This is a genomic window from Streptococcus mitis (assembly GCF_946188685.1).
GTDB classification, from domain to species: Bacteria; Bacillota; Bacilli; order Lactobacillales; family Streptococcaceae; genus Streptococcus; species Streptococcus mitis_CC.
The window spans coordinates 134,154-152,320 of record NZ_CAMHWH010000001.1 but is presented as its reverse complement, the minus strand read 5'-3'; the positions used below and the strand labels follow the sequence as shown (position 1 = coordinate 152,320).

The 18,167-nt window shown below is 38.8% G+C and carries 16 protein-coding genes; 10 read left to right on the top strand and 6 right to left on the bottom strand.

The genetic code is table 11. From position 1 onward, the window contains the following. The first annotated feature begins 11 nt into the window (after positions 1–11). From N8N51_RS00670 to N8N51_RS00650, 5 genes are all read left to right on the top strand, one after another. Positions 12–947 carry a DNA-directed RNA polymerase subunit alpha gene (locus tag N8N51_RS00670; protein ID WP_000568988.1) on the top strand — a complete coding sequence of 312 codons (936 nt, stop codon included), beginning with the start codon at positions 12–14 and terminating at the stop codon, positions 945–947. An 11-nt stretch (positions 948–958) separates the two neighbouring features. Beyond that, on the top strand, positions 959–1,345 hold the full coding sequence (gene rplQ / locus N8N51_RS00665) for a 50S ribosomal protein L17 (protein WP_000331493.1): 387 nt from the start codon (positions 959–961) through the stop codon (positions 1,343–1,345). A gap of 264 nt (positions 1,346–1,609) precedes the next feature. After that, a complete protein-coding gene (locus tag N8N51_RS00660) occupies positions 1,610–1,876 on the top strand; it encodes an ACT domain-containing protein (protein ID WP_000644120.1) in 267 nt (88 codons plus the stop codon). Between the two features lie 9 nt (positions 1,877–1,885). Then, on the top strand, positions 1,886–3,223 hold the full coding sequence (locus N8N51_RS00655; RefSeq protein ID WP_000354926.1) for a PFL family protein: 1,338 nt from the start codon (positions 1,886–1,888) through the stop codon (positions 3,221–3,223). 244 nt (positions 3,224–3,467) lie between these two features. Continuing rightward, complete coding sequence (locus N8N51_RS00650) at positions 3,468–4,169, top strand: histidine phosphatase family protein (protein WP_084888270.1); 702 nt, start codon at positions 3,468–3,470, stop codon at positions 4,167–4,169. 93 nt (positions 4,170–4,262) lie between these two features. Here N8N51_RS00650 and N8N51_RS00645 read toward each other — a convergent pair whose 3' ends face one another. The 6 genes from N8N51_RS00645 to N8N51_RS00620 all read right to left on the bottom strand — a co-directional run bounded on the left by N8N51_RS00645 (position 4,263) and on the right by N8N51_RS00620 (position 11,890). Next, positions 4,263–5,921: an ABC transporter permease gene (locus N8N51_RS00645; protein ID WP_000440018.1), complete on the bottom strand. Its 1,659-nt coding sequence runs from the start codon at positions 5,919–5,921 to the stop codon at positions 4,263–4,265. After that, a complete protein-coding gene (locus tag N8N51_RS00640; RefSeq protein ID WP_001289697.1) occupies positions 5,911–7,002 on the bottom strand; it encodes an ABC transporter ATP-binding protein in 1,092 nt (363 codons plus the stop codon). Before N8N51_RS00640 ends, N8N51_RS00645 begins: the two co-directional genes overlap by 11 nt. A gap of 12 nt (positions 7,003–7,014) precedes the next feature. Then, positions 7,015–8,061, bottom strand: coding sequence for an ABC transporter substrate-binding protein (locus N8N51_RS00635; RefSeq protein WP_000731166.1), 1,047 nt, complete (start codon positions 8,059–8,061; stop codon positions 7,015–7,017). Positions 8,062–8,222: 161 nt separating this feature from the next. Then, the gene (locus N8N51_RS00630; protein ID WP_203179873.1) at positions 8,223–9,263 is read right to left on the bottom strand and encodes an ABC transporter substrate-binding protein; all 1,041 of its coding nucleotides are present in this window, start codon (positions 9,261–9,263) and stop codon (positions 8,223–8,225) included. A 214-nt stretch (positions 9,264–9,477) separates the two neighbouring features. Next, positions 9,478–10,248, bottom strand: a complete 771-nt coding sequence (locus tag N8N51_RS00625) for a response regulator transcription factor (RefSeq protein WP_203179872.1) — start codon at positions 10,246–10,248, stop codon at positions 9,478–9,480. Further along, on the bottom strand, positions 10,241–11,890 hold the full coding sequence (locus N8N51_RS00620; RefSeq protein ID WP_203179871.1) for a sensor histidine kinase: 1,650 nt from the start codon (positions 11,888–11,890) through the stop codon (positions 10,241–10,243). The genes N8N51_RS00625 and N8N51_RS00620 overlap by 8 nt, the downstream gene beginning before the upstream one ends. Before the next feature lie 147 nt (positions 11,891–12,037). Here N8N51_RS00620 and leuS point away from each other — a divergent pair, with 147 nt between their 5' ends. The 5 genes from leuS to N8N51_RS00595 all read left to right on the top strand — a co-directional run bounded on the left by leuS (position 12,038) and on the right by N8N51_RS00595 (position 17,798). Further along, positions 12,038–14,539 (top strand): leucine--tRNA ligase, encoded by a 2,502-nt coding sequence (gene leuS / locus N8N51_RS00615; protein ID WP_203179870.1) that lies wholly within the window; start codon positions 12,038–12,040, stop codon positions 14,537–14,539. Positions 14,540–14,631: 92 nt separating this feature from the next. After that, positions 14,632–15,087 carry a MarR family winged helix-turn-helix transcriptional regulator gene (locus tag N8N51_RS00610; protein WP_261103363.1) on the top strand — a complete coding sequence of 152 codons (456 nt, stop codon included), beginning with the start codon at positions 14,632–14,634 and terminating at the stop codon, positions 15,085–15,087. A gap of 56 nt (positions 15,088–15,143) precedes the next feature. Next, a complete protein-coding gene (locus N8N51_RS00605; protein ID WP_261103362.1) occupies positions 15,144–16,376 on the top strand; it encodes an acyl-CoA thioesterase/BAAT N-terminal domain-containing protein in 1,233 nt (410 codons plus the stop codon). A gap of 298 nt (positions 16,377–16,674) precedes the next feature. After that, on the top strand, positions 16,675–17,370 hold the full coding sequence (locus tag N8N51_RS00600; protein ID WP_049551256.1) for a GNAT family N-acetyltransferase: 696 nt from the start codon (positions 16,675–16,677) through the stop codon (positions 17,368–17,370). A gap of 11 nt (positions 17,371–17,381) precedes the next feature. Next, complete coding sequence (locus tag N8N51_RS00595; protein WP_261103361.1) at positions 17,382–17,798, top strand: GNAT family N-acetyltransferase; 417 nt, start codon at positions 17,382–17,384, stop codon at positions 17,796–17,798. Positions 17,799–18,167: the final 369 nt, after the last annotated feature.

Below are 18,167 nucleotides of genomic sequence, written 5' to 3'. Positions count from 1 at the left end.
GGAGTAACTAAATGATCGAGTTTGAAAAACCAAATATAACAAAAATTGATGAAAATAAAGATTATGGCAAGTTTGTAATCGAACCACTTGAACGTGGCTACGGTACAACTCTTGGTAACTCTCTTCGTCGTGTACTTCTAGCTTCTCTACCAGGAGCAGCTGTGACATCTATCAATATTGATGGTGTGTTACATGAGTTTGACACAGTTCCAGGTGTTCGTGAAGACGTGATGCAAATCATTCTGAACATTAAAGGAATTGCAGTGAAATCGTACGTTGAAGACGAAAAAATCATCGAACTGGATGTTGAAGGTCCTGCTGAAGTAACAGCTGGTGACATTTTGACAGATAGCGATATTGAAATTGTAAATCCAGATCATTATCTCTTTACAATCGGTGAAGGTTCTTCTCTAAAAGCGACTATGACTGTTAACAGTGGTCGTGGATATGTACCTGCTGATGAAAATAAAAAAGATAATGCACCAGTTGGAACACTTGCTGTAGATTCTATTTATACACCAGTTACAAAAGTCAACTATCAAGTGGAACCTGCTCGTGTAGGTAGCAATGATGGATTTGACAAATTAACCCTTGAAATCTTGACAAATGGAACAATTATTCCAGAAGATGCTTTAGGGCTTTCAGCACGTATTTTGACAGAACATCTTGATTTGTTTACAAATCTTACTGAGATTGCTAAGTCAACTGAAGTGATGAAAGAAGCTGATACTGAATCTGACGACCGTATTTTGGATCGTACGATTGAGGAACTGGACTTGTCTGTGCGTTCATACAACTGTTTGAAACGTGCCGGTATCAATACTGTGCATGATTTGACAGAAAAATCTGAAGCAGAGATGATGAAAGTACGAAATCTTGGACGCAAGAGTTTGGAAGAAGTGAAACTCAAACTCATTGATTTGGGTCTTGGATTAAAAGATAAATAAAGGAGGAATACATGGCTTACCGTAAACTAGGACGCACTAGCTCACAACGTAAAGCAATGCTTCGCGATTTGACAACTGACCTTTTGATCAACGAATCAATCGTGACAACTGAAGCTCGTGCTAAAGAAATCCGTAAAACTGTTGAAAAAATGATTACTCTAGGTAAACGTGGTGATTTGCATGCACGTCGTCAAGCAGCTGCTTTCGTACGTAATGAAATCGCATCTGAAAACTATGATGAAGCAACTGATAAGTACACTTCTACTACAGCACTTCAAAAATTGTTCTCAGAAATTGCACCTCGTTATGCTGAACGTAACGGTGGATACACTCGTATCCTTAAAACTGAACCACGTCGTGGTGATGCAGCGCCAATGGCGATCATCGAATTAGTATAAAATCATCAATTTTGTTGAGTGTTATGATGATGGAGTCTTGTGCTCTTAGTCTAGCTCTGGTCTACCGCTAGGATTTCGGTCCTAGCGGGAACACTCATCATAAGTTGGGATAGTAGACGCTTGTTTACGAAATTGTTTTTTTCTTAAGAACAACTTCGTAAGCAGGCGTTTTTGAGTATTTTAGTTAGAATTATGCTATACTATTTGAAAAGAATCCTGTTTAATGTTCAGGTTTCCTATTAAAAGAAGAATTGGAGTTTGCTTATGAAAGCGATTATAACTGTTGTTGGTAAAGATAAATCTGGAATTGTTGCAGGTGTTTCTGGTAAAATAGCAGAATTGGGTTTGAATATTGATGATATCTCTCAAACTGTCTTGGATGAATATTTCACGATGATGGCTGTCGTCTCTAGTGATGAAAAGCAAGATTTTACACGTCTTCGTAATGAATTTGAAGCTTTTGGGCAAATTTTGAATGTGAAAATCAACATTCAGAGTGCAGCGATTTTCGAAGCTATGTATAATATCTAGGAGGTTATCATGGATATTAGACAAGTTACTGAAACCATCTCCATGATTGAGGAGCAAAACTTCGATATCAGAACTATTACCATGGGGATTTCCCTATTGGACTGTATCGATCCGGATATCAATCGTGCTGCGGAGAAAATTTATCAAAAGATTAGGACCAAGGCAGCTAATTTAGTGGCTGTTGGCGATGAAATTGCGGCTGAGTTGGGGATTCCAATCGTTAATAAGCGTGTATCGGTGACTCCTATTTCTCTGATTGGGGCGGCGACAGATGCGACAGACTATGTGGTTCTGGCAAAAGCACTTGATAAGGCTGCGAAAGAGATTGGTGTGGACTTTATTGGTGGTTTTTCAGCCTTGGTACAAAAGGGTTATCAAAAGGGAGATGAGATTCTTATCAATTCTATTCCTCGTGCTTTGGCTGAAACGGATAAGGTCTGCTCGTCAGTCAATATAGGCTCAACCAAGTCTGGTATCAATATGACGGCTGTCGCAGATATGGGACGAGTTATCAAGGAAACGGCAACTCTATCTGATATGGGGGCAGCTAAGTTGGTTGTATTCGCTAATGCTGTTGAGGACAATCCATTTATGGCGGGTGCCTTCCATGGTGTTGGGGAGGCAGATGTTATCATCAATGTCGGAGTTTCTGGTCCTGGTGTGGTGAAACGTGCCTTGGAAAAAGTTCGTGGACAGAGCTTTGATGTAGTAGCAGAAACAGTCAAGAAAACTGCCTTTAAAATCACTCGTATCGGTCAATTGGTTGGTCAAATGGCCAGTGAGAGACTGGGTGTGGAGTTTGGTATTGTGGACTTGAGTTTGGCACCAACACCTGCAGTTGGAGACTCTGTGGCACGTGTCCTTGAGGAAATGGGGCTAGAGACAGTTGGTACGCATGGAACGACGGCTGCCTTGGCTCTCTTGAACGACCAAGTTAAGAAGGGCGGAGTTATGGCTTGCAACCAAGTTGGTGGTTTGTCTGGTGCCTTTATCCCTGTTTCAGAGGATGAAGGAATGATTGCTGCAGTGCAAAATGGCTCTCTTAATTTGGAAAAACTAGAAGCTATGACGGCTATCTGTTCCGTTGGTTTGGATATGATTGCCATCCCAGAAGATACTCCTGCTGAAACCATTGCAGCTATGATTGCGGATGAGGCTGCAATTGGTGTCATTAACATGAAGACAACGGCTGTTCGTATCATTCCAAAAGGAAAAGAAGGAGATATGATTGAGTTTGGTGGCCTATTAGGAACTGCACCTGTTATGAAGGTCAATGGGGCTTCGTCTGTCGATTTCATTTCTCGTGGGGGACAAATCCCAGCACCAATTCATAGTTTTAAAAATTAAGAAAATAGGAGAAATTTTAAGTTCTATTTAAGGTTGGCTGTGTATACTATAATCATTAAATAAAGACCTCCTAATATTATTTGAAACAGATAACACTGATTTAGTTTGAATTTGATTTTCATCTAATATCTTTATTTAATAGAACTCCTAAACTTTTTCATAATAATCTCCTGCAAAAGTCGCCTGTCTGGGTGGCTTTTGTTTTATCATCCATGATATAATAGAAGCAAACGGAGGACGGAAAATGGTAAAAGTACGATTGTATTTGGTACGTCATGGCAAGACTATGTTTAACACGATTGGTCGCGCGCAAGGTTGGAGCGATACTCCCTTAACAGCTGAAGGTGAACGAGGGATTCAAGAATTAGGAATCGGTTTGCGCGAATCTGGTCTACAGTTTGAGCGTGCTTATTCGAGTGATTCTGGGCGCACCATTCAGACAATGGGAATTATCCTTGATGAACTTGGCTTGCAGGGAAAAATCCCTTATCGCATGGACAAGCGTATCAGAGAATGGTGTTTCGGTAGTTTTGACGGAGCTTATGATGGTGATCTTTTCATGGGCATTATTCCTCGTATCTTTAATGTGGACCACGTTCACCAATTGTCTTATGCTGAACTGGCTGAGGGTTTGGTAGAGGTCGATACAGCTGGTTGGGCTGAAGGCTGGGAAAAACTCAGTGGCCGAATTAAGGAAGGCTTTGAAGCGATTGCCAAAGAAATGGAAGAGCAGGGTGGGGGCAATGCCCTCGTTGTCAGCCACGGAATGACTATTGGAACCATTGTTTATCTAATTAATGGTATGCATCCGCATGGTCTAGATAATGGTAGCGTGACGATACTTGAATATGAGGACGGCCAGTTTAGCGTAGAAGTTGTCGGCGACCGTAGTTACCGAGAACTAGGACGTGAGAAGATGGAGGAAGCCTCTATTAAATCAGTCTAGACTTGCTTGCTATGAAATAGGGATTTGATAGGAATATCAAGATAAGAAAAAACAGCCGAGGTTAGTCCTTTCGGCTGTTTTTGATGGGGAAAACTAAAGTGTAATACTATTGCTTTTAGAGATTTTCATAAACAAGAGCAAGGAACCTACTGTTAGAACAGTCAGGATAGTTGACAAGGCTGCGGCTACACCGTAATTCCCTCTGAGAACCTCTGTATAAATAGCTACAGTCATTGTTCTTGTTTTGACATTGTAGAGGAGGATAGAAGTAGAGAGTTCTGAAATCATTGTGACCCAAGATAGGATGGCTCCAGAAATAATACCAGATAGCATCATTGGAGTTGTAATCTTGGCAAAGGTATTGAGACGGCTACTTCCTAAGCTTTCAGCAGCTTCTTCAATACTTGGGGCTATTTGTTGTAAGCTAGCAACAGATGAGCGAATAGTATACGGTAATCTTCTGACAGATAGGGACATAATTAAGATGAAAGCTGTCCCTGTAATCATAAGAAATCCACTTCCAAATAGACCGGTATTGAAAGAAGAAATGAAGGCAATCCCTAGAACGGTTCCTGGTACAATATAAGGTACCATACTGAGGCTGTCAATTAAGTTTGTAAACAAATTCCGTTTTCTAACGGCTAGGTAGGAGATAAATGTTGCGAATAGGACAACTAGAACTAAGGCAATCAAAGGGATACGAATAGTATTGAAAATAGCAGATCCCATACGATTGAAAGCTACCTTGTAACTGTTTAGAGAATAGCCTTTGACAAATACCATACCTGATGTTTTTAGGAAAGAAGTATAAATCAAGTAGACTTGAGGTAGAACAGAGAACAAGATAATTCCGTAGACTGTCGCATAAATGGCAGCCATTTTTCCTTTTGTAGTTTTTTTAGGCTCAATTGGATGGAGCGAATTCATACTGAAACTGTAGCGATTTGAAATGTATTTTTGGATAAGGAAAATTGCTAAGGCAATGATAATCGCCATAATTGCTAAAGCAGATGCAAAAGCAGAATTTCCTCCAACCTCGCTAATGAATTGGGTATAAATCAAGACCGGGAAAGTCCGATATCCTTCACCAATCAACATAGGCGTTCCAAAGTCTGAGAATGCTCTCATAAATACAAGTAGGGCAGCTGCTAGTAAGGTTGGAACTAGGAGAGGCAAAACAACCGTTACGATACGCTTAAATCCGAAGGAACCCATGCTTTCAGCAGCTTCAAGTAGAGAATTGTCAATACTTTTCATTGTCCCAGCAACGTATAGAAATACCAGTGGGAATAGTTGCAGTGTAAAGACAAGTACAATTCCTTTGAATCCATAAATATCAATAGCTGGAAGATGAAGAGTATTTGTCATGAATTTTGTGATGACCCCATTTCGTCCCAGCAAGAGAATCCAGGAGTAGGCTCCCACGAAAGGAGCTGACATGGAAGCAATGATAATCAATATTTGTAGAAATTTCTTTCCCTTGAAGTCATACATGGAAAAGAGATAAGCTAATAGGGTTCCTACAACTAAGGAAGTGACAGTAGCGGTAATGGAAACCTTGAAACTGTTGACAAGTGTCTCAGAGTAGTAGGCTTTACTAAAGAAAGTGACAAAATTAGCTAGTGAGAATTGTCCTTCATGTATGAGTGCTTGCTTGAGCACGGTAACGATAGGATAAACGAGAAAGACAAGATAGGTAAGAAAGATGAAGAAAGAGGAGGCTGTCCAAATATTTAGTTTTTTACGTTCCATGGTTGACTCCTTTTATCAGGTTTTGGGAACCATCTGCAGAAAAGACGTTTAATTTTTGAGTATTGATTCGTAGACGAATACGATCGCCTTTTTGTAGATCTTCTTCAAAAGTTGATTCTTCGCTAACTTGAATTTTTGAGGCAAATCCTGTTTCGATGAAGTATTCAGTATTCAGTCCAAGATAGACGCTATCGCTAATAATTCCTTCAATATCTCCAGATTCATCTTTAATGAATTCTTCAGGACGAATACTTACATGAATAGCTTGTGCCTCAGCCTGATCAAGAGCTGGCATTCGAAGGGCATAGCCATCTGAAAAGACGATATAAGCGCCGTCGCTCCGTTTTTCGAGATTGGCAGGGATAATATTTGTGCGTCCGATAAAGGTTGCTACAAACTCATTAGCTGGTTTATGATAGAGTTCTTTTGGTCGGCCGATTTGTTGAATCACCCCATCTTTCATAACAGCAATTTGGTCTGAAATAGCCATAGCTTCTTCTTGGTCGTGGGTCACATAAACAGTTGTAATTCCCACTTCGTGTTGGATTTCTCGAATGGCTTGACGCATATCCAAGCGAAGTTTGGCATCTAGGTTACTGAGCGGCTCGTCCATGAGGAGAACACTTGGATTAACAGCTAAGGCGCGTGCCAAGGCGACACGTTGTTGTTGTCCACCACTAAGTTTATCGGGCTTTCGATCCGCATATTGAGCAATTTGCATGAGTTCAAGATACTTATTGGTCTGTTGGACCAATTCTTCTTTAGGGACTTTCTTTTGCTTGAGACCAAAAGCAACATTATCTCGAACAGTCAAATGTGGGAAAATAGCGTAGTTTTGAAAAACCATCCCTATATTGCGTTTGCTGGGTTCCATATTATTGATTTTTGTATCATCGAAGTAAAATTCTCCACCTTCGATACTGTTGAAACCTGCAATCATACGAAGAAGGGTCGTTTTCCCACACCCTGAAGGCCCAAGAAGGGTAAAGAGACTTCCTTTTGGAATTGTAATGTTCAAATTCTCAATAACAGGGACATCGTGATAGATTTTTTTTGCGTTAATAATTTTGATCTCACTCATAGTGAACCTCTTTTACTGTTTAGATTGGATATCTGTAAAGACTTCGTTGTATTTCTTAACGATATCTGATTTATTCTTGATGACATAATCATAATCTTCAGTGAGTGTTTTGATTTTGTCAATTGGTTTCATATTTTCGCTCGTTTTAGCATTTTTACGAACAGGACGGTTAGTAGTGGTTGTACCAAGTGTATCTTGTACTTCTTGAGAGATAATAAAATCGATAAATTTCTTGGCATTTTCCATATTTTTCGCTTTTTTAACGATAGCAGCACTAGCAGGTAGGAAGACTGTTCCTTCTTTTGGATAGACTACCTTGATGTTAGCTCCGTCATTTAAGAGTTTAACTGCTGGATCTTCATAAGAGAGACCAACAGCCATTTCTCCGTCAGCAACTGCTTTATAGACACCAGATGAACTTGAACCGATTTTACCATCAATAAGTGTGAAGAGATCTTTTACATAAGACCAAGCTTTATCGTCTTTGTAACCACCTTGAGCTTGTAGCATATTTGTTAATTGAGCAAAGGCGCTAGAAGAGTTTGCTGGGTCAGCAGTTGCAATTTTTCCTTTTAGTTCAGGTTTGAGAAGGTCGCTATATCCTTCGATGTTCATGCCTTTCGTTAAATCAGGATTGACGATTAAAACACTACCATCCAGTGTATAAGGCGTAGAGTAGCCAGTTGTGTTTTGATATTCTTTGATAACATTATCATTTTCTTTTGAAGTATAGTTTTCAAAGAGCTCTCCGTGGGTAGCATATTGTGTATAAGAACCACCAAAGATGACATCGGCTACAGGAGCTTCTTTTTCTGACTCTAGTTTTTTGAAAAGTTCTCCAGTACCAGCTTGAATCAGTTCTACTTTGATACCATATTTTTCTTCAAAGGCAGGAATAGTTGCTCCGATTAAGCCCTCTGAGTTTGGTGAATAAACGACTAGCGAACCGCCGTCTCCTTTATCAGATGAACCGCCATCGGCAGATTCATTAGAAGAACAAGCAGCAAGACCAAAAAGGGCTAGTCCGCAAGCAGCATAATACATCCATTTCTTTTTCATGATGGATACCTCCGTTGTGTTATTTAAGTTTATTGTAAAACAATGTAAGCGTTTTTAAAACTGATAATTCTATTCTATTAGAGTAAAATTCTCTACAAAAACGGAAGTAATCTTTTGATTTTATAGTAGGGTTTGACAGTTAATCATTGGAAAGTCAAATATTATTTTTTAGATTGGATATCTGTAAAAATGTCATTGTACTTTTTAAGAATGGCGGATTTGTTTTTAATGACATAATCTGAATCTTCAGTGGCAATATTGATTTCTGTCATAGCCTTCATATTTTTATTGGTTTTAGCATTTTTACGAATGGGTCTAATTGTTGTTTCAGTTCCTAGCTTATCTTGAATTTCTTGAGAAAGGAGAAAATCGATAAACTTCTTGGCGTTTTCCATGTGTTTGGCATTTTTAACGATAGCCGCGTTACCAGGTAAAAAGACGGTTCCTTCTTTTGGATAAATGACTTTTACATCAACTCCGTCATTTAAAAGTTTTAAGGCAGGGTCTTCATAGGTGAGCCCTACAGCCATTTCTCCATCTGCGACGGCTTTGTAAACATTTGAAGAGCTAGATGCAATTTTTCCATCTACTAGGGTAAATAGATTTTTCACATAGGTCCAAGCTTGTTCATTTTCGTATCCACCTTGATCAATAAGCATGTTTGTTAATTGAGCAAAGGCGCTAGAAGCATTACTTGGATCAGCAGTAGCAATTTTACCTTTTAATTTAGGATTGAGTAGATCATTGTAGCCTTCAATTTTAATATCTTTTGTAAGAGCTGAATTGGCAATGATGACACTGACATCAAGTGTATAAGGCGTGTAGAATCCAGTTTTATTTTGATATTCAGGGATTATCTGGTCGTTCTCTTGAGAAATATAAGGTTCAAAAAGATTTTCGTTAGAAGAGAAGAGGGCGTAGGAGCCTCCGAAAATGACATCGGCTACAGGCGATTCTTTTTCAGCCTCAGCTTTTTTGAACAATTCACCAGTGCTGGCTTGTACTAAGTCAACCTTAATACCATATTTTTCTTCGAAGGCTGGGATTGTTTCTTCGATAAGGTCTTCAGGGTTAGGCGAGTAGACAACCAAAGTGTTATCTGAATCTTTTTCAGCGCTAGTTTCAGCTTCTATAGGTGAAGAACATCCTGATAAAGAAAGGAATATCCAGCTACAAGAGAGAAAGAATAGTATTTTTTTCATAAGTATCTCCTTTTTACGAACATTTTCTCTACTTAGATTATTAATGTTTTTAAATTGTAGAGTTCTACAGGATATAATAAAAACCTTAAAGAAATCTAAAACGAGAAATAGGAAATGGGTGTCTCGAGCAAGGATGGGTAAACTGTAGCTGGGATTTCGATGAGAAGTATAAAATAAAAAGATTGCTACAGTAGAGTTGAGCAATCCTTTTACATCAATGGTTTTTATCCATGAGTTTTAATTCTTTTGGAGAAATATGGAGATACTTTTTAAAAACTTTGGCAAAATATTTATAGTCTGAAAATCCAACTTGTTCAGAGATATCGCTTAAGGGAGAATTAGGGGATTCAGCCATTTTATCTATAGCTTGCTTGAGGCGGTAGCGTAAGATATATTCATTTAGCGTCATTGGGAAATCTTCTTTGATAACCTTATATAGATAACTTTCGCTATACCCTAGATTCTCTGCAATGGTAGAAATGGTAAAGTGCATGCAGTAGTGTTGATGAACAAATTCAAGAATTTGCTGAATGATTTGGTTTTGTGTATCGACTTGTTGGATAGAGGTGAGTAAAGTTTGATATTCTTCTAAAAAAGGAGTTTCTTGATAAGTGCTAACTCGTAATCGCAAAACAATTTTTTGAAGACATTCTGTCAATTCCTTGGTATCAATTGGTTTGGATAAGAAATCTACCGCGCCATATTGCATGGCTTTTTTGGCATTTTGAAAATCGTTATAACCTGATAAGATAACTTTTTCATAGGGGAGAGTACGAGTGGCTTCAAACATCATAAAAGCATCCATAATTGGCATGGTGATGTCTGTTAAGACAATATGAGGTTCTTTTTCTTGGATGAGTTTCATACCCTCTTGACCGTGACTGGCAGTTCCTACGACTTGGATACCTAAGGCAGAGTAATCTACGGCAATCTCTAGCCATTTTCGAATGAGGTGTTCATCTTCTACGATGATGAGCTTAAACATGAGTTAGTCCTTTCGTTACAAATTTGACCCAAGTTTCTCCATGGCGATTGACTCCTAAATCTAGCTGGACATCAGAAAAGAAATTGCTCAATCGTTTGTAGCTGTTAACGATACCATGCTGGGTATGAGGGCTTTCTAAAGAGTCTAAAATAGCGAGTCGCTCTTGTTTTGTGAGCCCTCCGGCATTATCCTTGACTAAAAAAGTCAGAGAATCTTCTTCCAAGGTAATTTGGATATCAATATGAAGATCAATACGGTATTGCATCCCATATTTTATAGCATTTTCTACTAGAGGAAGCAAGAAAAGCTTAGGGATAGGCTGATTATCGACAGTTTCTGGACAGACAATATCATAAGAAAAGTGCTCAAAACGAATCTTATGAATCATAAGGTAATCCTCTATAATCTTTAAATCCTGACAAATGGTTGTTTCTTTTTCTAAATCGGTGATACTGTAGCGAAGAATGCGCGTGAGGTTTTGAATCAGGTCTTGTGTGAGAGCGGCATCCATTAAAGAAGTGATTTTAATCGTCTCAAGTGTATTGTAGAGAAAATGAGGATTGAACTGAGCTTCTAGCATTTTTCTTTCAAAAATCCACTTTTCTTTTTCTATGGTCAACATTTTCTGGTGAAGTTGATCTAATTCGTACAACATATTGTTGATTTTTTCGGCCATAAACTCAAACTCATCACCTGTTTGTAGAGAAAGCCTTTTTTCTGCTTGTTTAGGAATTTCTTGAAGTTGGTAAACCAAACTTTCAATAGGAACAGCATTGTGTGTGGCAATCTTATGAGCAATTCGCCTTGCTTGCCAGAAATAGAGGAAGAATATACATAAGGTGAGAATGGAGGCTAGACCAAGTAAGCTAGGAATGGGAAAAAAGGATTGAAAAGTATAGATTGAAAAAATAGCACCGACTTTTTCTTTTTGAACAATAAGCGGTTCATTCGCATACCAGTGGGTGCGAGAGTGTAGGAGTTTCTCATCAAATTTTTCAAGAGTGGAACGAGTAAATTGATTTGTATTGTTGGAAAACATATTTCCAAAGCTATCGGTAATGATGTATTTGGAATTGATCATTGGGAAACTTGAGATGAAATCATTCTCATTTACGAAAGCAATAGTATAGGCCTTAACTCGTTGGTTTTGAAGTAGTGGTTTGATAAAGAGTGTGTAATGTTGCTTATCTGAAGAGAGTGCAATTTTTTCTGTAACTTTTTCTTGAGAAGGATTTTGAATGAGCAGTTTTAGATAGTAGGGAGATAAAATACTTTCTTGATGATTGCGATTGGTACTAAATAGTAATTCACCTGTATCACTTAGAATAATGAGGTCAGAACTAAGTTTTAATTTAGCTTTTGTCTCGTAAAATAAGCTAAAGACCTCTCTCTCTGTGTGTTTGCCATCCAAAAATCCAGGAATCATTTTATGGTTCATGGTAGTCAGGAGCTCATTATTTGCTTCTTTCATTTCTTGAACCTGTTTTACAATCTGTCTCGTATCTTTGGAGAGTTGCTGCTTTTGTAAAACATAGGAAAAACCAAAAAGTAAAATGAGTAGTAAGAGTGAGGTCACAAAGGCTGCAATAGAGCTTCTATGGAGAATTTCTTTTTGGAGAGATTTTTTAAAGGAATGAGACATCCGCTACCTCCTTGGAAGGGTTTTCTGTTATAAGTATAGCAGTTTAAAAATTCTAGAGCAAGGTAAAATAGAAAAGTATAGAATAGAACGAGACCAAATTCCCTCAAAAATGGTATAATAGTAACATCACAAAATTGGAGAGAGACCATGAGTTTTTACAATCATAAAGAAATTGAGCCTAAGTGGCAGGGCTACTGGGCAGAACATCATACATTTAAGACAGGGACAGATGCATCAAAACCGAAGTTTTATGCTCTTGATATGTTCCCTTATCCATCTGGAGCGGGTCTGCACGTAGGGCACCCGGAAGGTTACACCGCAACTGATATTCTCAGCCGTTACAAACGTGCGCAAGGCTACAATGTCCTTCACCCAATGGGTTGGGATGCTTTTGGTTTGCCTGCAGAGCAATATGCTATGGATACAGGTAATGACCCAGCAGAATTTACAGCGGAAAATATTGCCAACTTCAAACGTCAAATCAATGCGCTTGGATTTTCTTATGACTGGGATCGTGAAGTCAACACAACAGATCCAAACTACTACAAGTGGACGCAATGGATCTTCACTAAGCTTTACGAAAAAGGTTTGGCCTATGAAGCGGAAGTGCCAGTAAACTGGGTTGAAGAGTTGGGAACAGCCATTGCCAACGAAGAAGTTCTTCCTGACGGAACTTCTGAGCGTGGAGGCTATCCAGTTGTTCGCAAACCAATGCGCCAATGGATGCTCAAAATCACGGCATATGCAGAGCGCTTGCTCAATGACTTGGATGAACTTGATTGGCCAGAGTCTATCAAGGACATGCAACGCAACTGGATTGGTAAATCAACTGGTGCCAATGTAACATTCAAAGTTAAGGGAACAGACAAGGAATTCACAGTTTTTACCACTCGTCCGGACACCCTTTTCGGTGCGACTTTCACTGTCTTGGCTCCTGAGCATGATTTGGTTGACGCTATCACAAGTCCGGAGCAAGCAGAGGCTGTAGCAGACTACAAACACCAAGCTAGTCTGAAATCAGACTTGGCTCGTACAGACCTTGCCAAGGAAAAAACAGGAGTTTGGACCGGTGCTTATGCCATCAACCCTGTCAATGGCAAGGAAATTCCAATCTGGATTGCGGACTATGTTCTTGCTAGCTATGGAACAGGTGCTGTCATGGCCGTGCCTGCCCATGACCAACGTGACTGGGAATTTGCCAAACAATTTGACCTTCCAATCGTAGAAGTACTTGAAGGTGGAAACGTAGCAGAAGCTGCATACACAGAAGATGGACTTCATGTCAATTCAGACTTCCTAGATGGATTGAATAAAGAAGACGCAATTGCTAAGATTGTGGCTTGGTTGGAAGAAAAAGATTGTGGGCAAGAGAAGGTGACTTACCGTCTCCGCGACTGGCTCTTCAGTCGTCAACGTTATTGGGGTGAGCCAATTCCAATCATTCATTGGGAAGATGGAACTTCAACAGCTGTTCCTGAAAATGAATTGCCACTTGTCTTGCCTGTAACCAAGGACATCCGTCCTTCAGGTACTGGAGAAAGTCCGCTAGCTAACTTGACAGACTGGCTTGAAGTGACTCGTGAAGATGGTGTCAAGGGGCGTCGTGAAACCAACACCATGCCACAATGGGCTGGTTCAAGCTGGTACTACCTCCGCTATATTGACCCACATAATACTGAGAAATTAGCTGATGAGGACCTCCTCAAACAATGGTTGCCAGTAGATATCTACGTGGGTGGTGCAGAGCATGCTGTACTTCACTTGCTTTATGCCCGCTTCTGGCACAAATTCCTTTATGACCTCGGTGTTGTTCCAACGAAAGAGCCATTCCAAAAACTCTTTAACCAAGGAATGATTTTGGGAACAAGCTACCGTGACCACCGTGGTGCGCTTGTGGCAACTGACAAGGTTGAAAAACGTGATGGTTCCTTCTTCCATGTGGAAACAGGAGAAGAGTTGGAGCAAGCACCAGCCAAGATGTCCAAATCTCTCAAGAACGTTGTTAACCCAGATGACGTAGTGGAACAATACGGTGCCGATACCCTTCGTGTCTATGAAATGTTCATGGGGCCACTTGATGCTTCCATCGCTTGGTCAGAAGAAGGTCTGGAAGGAAGCCGTAAGTTCCTTGACCGTGTTTACCGTTTGATTACAAGTAAGGAAATTGTTGCGGAAAACAATGGCGCTCTTGACAAAGTCTACAATGAAACCGTTAAAGCTGTCACAGAGCAAATTGAGTCTATGAAATTCAATACAGCCATTGCCCAACTTATGGTCTTTGTCAACGCCGCTAACAAGGAAGATAAGCTCTATGTGGACTACGCCAAAGGCTTTATCCAATTGATTGCTCCATTTGCACCTCACTTGGCAGAAGAACTCTGGCAAACAGTAGCAGCAACAGGTGAATCAATCTCTTACGTGGCTTGGCCAACATGGGACGAAAGTAAATTGGTTGAAGACGAAATCGAAATCGTTGTCCAAATCAAAGGTAAAGTCCGTGCTAAACTCATGGTCGCTAAAGACCTATCACGCGAAGAATTGCAAGAAATTGCTCTGGCTGACGAAAAAGTCAAAGCAGAAATTGACGGTAAGGAAATCGTGAAAGTGATTAGTGTACCTAACAAACTCGTTAATATCGTTGTGAAATAAGATAGGAATCCTTCAGAGTAGAATCTGGAGGATTTTTTATTTGACAGGAAGTTTCTATTTTGTTAATATGATTAACAAAGAAAAGAGAGATTATGGATAAAAAAGAATTTATTGCATTTAATAATCGTTTCAATAGATTTATTTTAGCGTTTGACCAGTTAAAAAAAAATCAACATAAAAGTGGTGTTGACAAATCCATTACGTTGAATGAGGTACATTTGATTGTTGTAATTTGGAAAAATCAGCCCTTAAATCTAGTAAAATTATCTGAATTATTAGAAGTTTCGAGAAGTGCAATAACTCAAAGTGTTAGAAGATTGATTCAAAAAAATTTAGTTGTTTTTGATTTTGAACCGAATAATGGGAAAAATAAATATTTGAGATTATCTGAAAAAGGCATCGAAGTTTTTAAAATCCATAAGGAACAACAAGCGCATATTGAAAAATCAATCTTTTCAGTTTTAAACAACTATAGCGAGGAGGAACTTCAAACAGTTGTGAAATTGATGGATGATATTGAAAAGGTGTGGGGAGAATTACCGTGGTAAAAGTCACGGTAAATTTCAAATATAATTGTTAAGTAAATTAACAAAAAGGAGAAGATATGACTGTAAACATAGAACTGATTTCACAAACAGATTTAGCGGATGAATCTTTTTATATTGCTATTAATGGTTTAGAACCAAGGGCAATGTATTGTGTAGAAATGTACCTGTCTGATTATTACTGTATAAATGCTCCCTTGCTTTTAGATCATGATGTTATATGGAAATCAACCGCAATTTTTTTATCTGATCAGGACGGTATGATTGATACCTCTCAGACAGCATCTATTTCGGGATCTTATAAAGGAGTTTCAGAAATGGGATTATTCTTTAATGCGAAACCGTTGAAGAATAGGAAAAGGAGATTACCGAGTTCTCTTGATAGAATTCCATTACGAGATTGTTTTGGTGTTGAAATTAAAATCAGGCTGGGAAAAGATATGGTCGCGGAGCAAAGTTTTGTAAGGCGTTATATGAATCTGGGAGTAAGATATCAAGATATCTATGACAAGCATTTTCAAGGTCGATTATTTTATGATGAAAAGTTAAGAAGGGCGCCAGCCGTGATTATTGTTAGCGGTAGTGAGGGAAGAATTGAAAAAGCTCAGAATATTGCCCAACTTTTATCTTCAAGAGGCTATATTTGTCTTGCAATAGCTTATTTTGGTTTAGAGGGATTATCTCAAAATTTAGAACGAATTCCGATAGAATGTCTGGAAGAGGCGAAAGATTTTCTATACCATCATCCTCAAGTTGATAATACAAAAATAGGAATATATGGTCGCTCTAAAGGAGCAGAGCTTGTTCTGGCTGGACAAAGTATTTTGGAAGATGTGCAATGTTTGGTACTCAATTCCCCCTCAAATGTAATATTTGAGGGAATAAAGGGAAAACTAAACTCTCATTCATCTTCTTGGACATATTTGCAAAAAGAACTTCCGTATCAAAAATTTCAGTTAGGAAATTATTTGTTAAACAAGTTTTTTGGAAAACACATTCCTGAAGATAGTAGGGCTCAGATTGATGTGAGTAAAATTGCCTCTCCTTTATTATTACTAGGAAGTGATGTTGATGAAATATGGAATGCATCATCCGCGATAGATGATATTATTTCACAATATAAAGGGGAATCCATTTTGTTTAAAAAATATCATGAAACAGGGCATATGTTGACGATTGCTTATCAACCGAATCATCGTTATCGAAAAGATTGGCGCTTATTAATGAAAGAAAGTGTAGACTCATGGTTTGCCACGATAAATTATTTTGATACACATCTGAAAAATTTGTAGATAGTGCTGAACCGTACTATAATAGTCCCAACTAAGATAAAAACACAGTTCTGGTTGGTAGTCCAGTCTAAAAAAGCAATTGTTCAAACAAGAGAGATTTGAACTCAAACAGTAAAAACGTAGAGAGAAGCATAAGGGACATTAACTCACTCGTTCCCATATTTGATTATTCCTCCATAAAGTGGATGGATGATTTTTATAAGAGGAGTTTGCATTATTGAATAGAAAACCAAGTGTTTCCTAAAATTTTCATTGAGATATGTTATACTATATTCAATAAGTGAATAAGGAGAAAGCTATGCCAGTAAATGAATATGATCAGATGATTGGGGAGTCAATGGAAGGTTATACACCGGGCGAATTGCCTTCTATTGGTTTCTTAGAAGGGCGTTATGCTAGGGTAGAGGCTCTTTCGGTGGAAAAGCATGCGGATGATTTATTAGCTGTTTATGGTCCAGATACTCCGCGGGAGATGTGGACTTACCTCTTTCAGGAACCAGTGGCAGATATGGAGGAGCTGGTTAGCCTTTTAAATCAGATGTTGGCTCGTAAGGATCGCTTTTACTATGCAATTATAGACAAGGAAACTGGTAAGGCTTTGGGAACATTTTCTCTCATGCGCATTGACCAGAATAATCGAGTGATAGAAGTGGGAGCGGTCACTTTTTCTCCAGAACTCAGGGGAACACGAATAGGGACAGAAGCTCAGTATCTCTTGGCACGTTATGTTTTTGAGGAGCTTAACTATCGTCGCTACGAATGGAAATGTGATTCTCTTAATCTGCCATCCAGACGAGCTGCGGAGCGTTTGGGATTTGTTTATGAAGGAACCTTCCGCCAGGCAGTCGTTTATAAGGGGCGTACTAGGGATACGGATTGGTTGTCTATGATTGATAAGGACTGGCCTCAAGTCAAAGCTCGATTGGAAGCATGGTTGGCTCCTGAAAATTTTGATAAAAATGGACGGCAGTACAAGAGCTTGAGAGAGTTTTAAGAGGTGTTGACATGATCACTATTAAAAAGCAAGAATTTGTCAAGCTAGAGGATGTTTTGCATCTCTATCAGGCTGTCGGTTGGACAAATTATACCGATCAATCAGAGATGCTGGAGCAGGCCTTATCTCATTCATTAGCGATTTATGTGGCGCTTGATGATGATACTGTGGTGGGCTTGATTCGTTTGGTTGGAGATGGATTCTCATCAGTACTGGTTCAGGATTTAATCGTTTTACCTATCTATCAGCGTCAAGGGATTGGTAGTGCCCTAATGAAAGAGGTTTTAGAGGATTACAAAGATGTCTATCAAGTTCAGCTGGTGACAGAAGATACAGAAAGAACCTTGGGCTTCTATCGTTCTATGGGCTTTGAAATCTTATCCACCTATAATTGTATAGGAATGACTTGGATGAATCGAGAAAAATAATAAAATTTGTTTTTTATTAAGCAAAATTTAAGGATGGTCTAGTATTATATAGTCATTAAATAAAGACCTCCTAACTTTATTTAATGAAATCCTAAAACTTTTTTCATCATAATCTCCTAATGAAGCCACCCAATCAGGTGGCTTTTTTCGTGGATAGGTGATGGTGATAGATTTTTTTTGCAAAATAGTAAAATTTGAGAAAAGTTAAGCTAGTTTTAAGCTTTGTCTTGTATCATATAGTTATTAAATAAAGACCTCCTAACTTTATTTAATAAAATCCTAAACTTTTCTTTTTCATAATAATCTCCCTTAACTCCACCCAATCAGGTGGAGTTTTTTGGCTCTATTTCAGGATTTTGGGGACTATTC

What these genes read in the sequence shown, in the direction of transcription:
- N8N51_RS00635 (WP_000731166.1), bottom strand. Translation starts at nt 8,061, where the DNA reads ATGAAAAAGAAATGGATGTATTATGCTGCTTGCGGACTAGCCCTTTTT.
- N8N51_RS00600 (WP_049551256.1), top strand. Translation starts at nt 16,675, where the DNA reads ATGCCAGTAAATGAATATGATCAGATGATTGGGGAGTCAATGGAAGGT.
- leuS (WP_203179870.1), top strand. Translation starts at nt 12,038, where the DNA reads ATGAGTTTTTACAATCATAAAGAAATTGAGCCTAAGTGGCAGGGCTAC.
- N8N51_RS00650 (WP_084888270.1), top strand. Translation starts at nt 3,468, where the DNA reads ATGGTAAAAGTACGATTGTATTTGGTACGTCATGGCAAGACTATGTTT.
- N8N51_RS00610 (WP_261103363.1), top strand. Translation starts at nt 14,632, where the DNA reads ATGGATAAAAAAGAATTTATTGCATTTAATAATCGTTTCAATAGATTT.
- N8N51_RS00630 (WP_203179873.1), bottom strand. Translation starts at nt 9,263, where the DNA reads ATGAAAAAAATACTATTCTTTCTCTCTTGTAGCTGGATATTCCTTTCT.
- N8N51_RS00605 (WP_261103362.1), top strand. Translation starts at nt 15,144, where the DNA reads ATGACTGTAAACATAGAACTGATTTCACAAACAGATTTAGCGGATGAA.
- N8N51_RS00670 (WP_000568988.1), top strand. Translation starts at nt 12, where the DNA reads ATGATCGAGTTTGAAAAACCAAATATAACAAAAATTGATGAAAATAAA.
- rplQ (WP_000331493.1), top strand. Translation starts at nt 959, where the DNA reads ATGGCTTACCGTAAACTAGGACGCACTAGCTCACAACGTAAAGCAATG.
- N8N51_RS00625 (WP_203179872.1), bottom strand. Translation starts at nt 10,248, where the DNA reads ATGTTTAAGCTCATCATCGTAGAAGATGAACACCTCATTCGAAAATGG.
- N8N51_RS00660 (WP_000644120.1), top strand. Translation starts at nt 1,610, where the DNA reads ATGAAAGCGATTATAACTGTTGTTGGTAAAGATAAATCTGGAATTGTT.
- N8N51_RS00655 (WP_000354926.1), top strand. Translation starts at nt 1,886, where the DNA reads ATGGATATTAGACAAGTTACTGAAACCATCTCCATGATTGAGGAGCAA.
- N8N51_RS00645 (WP_000440018.1), bottom strand. Translation starts at nt 5,921, where the DNA reads ATGGAACGTAAAAAACTAAATATTTGGACAGCCTCCTCTTTCTTCATC.
- N8N51_RS00620 (WP_203179871.1), bottom strand. Translation starts at nt 11,890, where the DNA reads ATGTCTCATTCCTTTAAAAAATCTCTCCAAAAAGAAATTCTCCATAGA.
- N8N51_RS00640 (WP_001289697.1), bottom strand. Translation starts at nt 7,002, where the DNA reads ATGAGTGAGATCAAAATTATTAACGCAAAAAAAATCTATCACGATGTC.
- N8N51_RS00595 (WP_261103361.1), top strand. Translation starts at nt 17,382, where the DNA reads ATGATCACTATTAAAAAGCAAGAATTTGTCAAGCTAGAGGATGTTTTG.